This is a genomic window from uncultured Aquimarina sp. (assembly GCF_947495315.1).
Lineage (GTDB): Bacteria > Bacteroidota > Bacteroidia > Flavobacteriales > Flavobacteriaceae > Aquimarina.
The window spans coordinates 1-1,019 of record NZ_CANLYD010000039.1 but is presented as its reverse complement, the minus strand read 5'-3'; the positions used below and the strand labels follow the sequence as shown (position 1 = coordinate 1,019).

At 29.7% G+C, this 1,019-nt stretch carries 1 protein-coding gene; it reads left to right on the top strand.

The window, feature by feature from the left end:
• Window positions 1-281: 281 nt before the first annotated feature.
• Window positions 282-887: a hypothetical protein gene (locus Q0910_RS28480; protein WP_299224223.1), complete on the top strand. Its 606-nt coding sequence runs from the start codon at window positions 282-284 to the stop codon at window positions 885-887.
• Window positions 888-1,019: the final 132 nt, after the last annotated feature.

Here is a 1,019-nt window from a genome sequence, read left to right as displayed (position 1 = left end):
GAACTATCAGAAAGAGAAACGGATAAATTAAAAACAGAAAATCCGTTTGAACTTGAATTAAGACGTGTTTCTTCTTCCAAACGTATTGAAGAATAAACGATGTACAACATCATATATGAAATCAGAGCAAAGTTTAGTGCTAGCTCGAAAGGTCATTTCCTTTTTGCAATGGCGCTAGATTTTTATAAATTAACAAGAAATAAAAATGCACAGATAGATCAATTGGTATAGGCTTGCTTGCCTTGCTCCGATTCATATATTTGGCGTTGTAAAACATTTAAATGAAAATACTGCTAACCATTTTACTAATTCTGAATTTTGGAGTTTCTCACTCACAAAATTTCATTGACGGAATAATTAATTGTTCCAAACATTGGGCGAATGAGAAGTTAAGGTTTGTTGTTGAAAAAGATATTTTATACAATAACTTCAAGTTTGAGAAATCAGAAACTTTAATTGAAGTTTATAATGAAAGTGAGGACAAACTTGAACGACTGACTTTAGACGAATTTAATAAATCTGATTTTCCAGCTACTCAATTATGGTTAAAGTATAAAGTAATAGAAGAAAACTTAATTCTTAAGGAATTATTATTTCCATTTAACCTTAATTGCACAACACCTTGGAATTCAAAAGACACTCAAGAAATTTTAGAGCCTTATCTAAAAGTTTTACAGAATAAGACAAAAATTGACTTGAAAAAAGCTCTTGAAATCGGAAATGAAAACGGATTGAATGAAATATATTTTTGGGACATTGATTATGAGAAAAGAAAACTGATTTGGACATTAAAAAGCAAATTGAAAAATAACCAATCGAAAGTGATTAAGATAAACTCGAAAAACGGCAAAGTGATTTCGGAATTTATTAAAATACCAATCGATTAAAAAACGTTTTACAACATGGTGTATAGTGCATGCTGAGCACGCACCATACACGAACCGTTGCCCACAATTATGAAAAAGATTCTGCTACCATTTATAATTTTGATTTTAAACTTAAATTTAAGTTGTAAATCG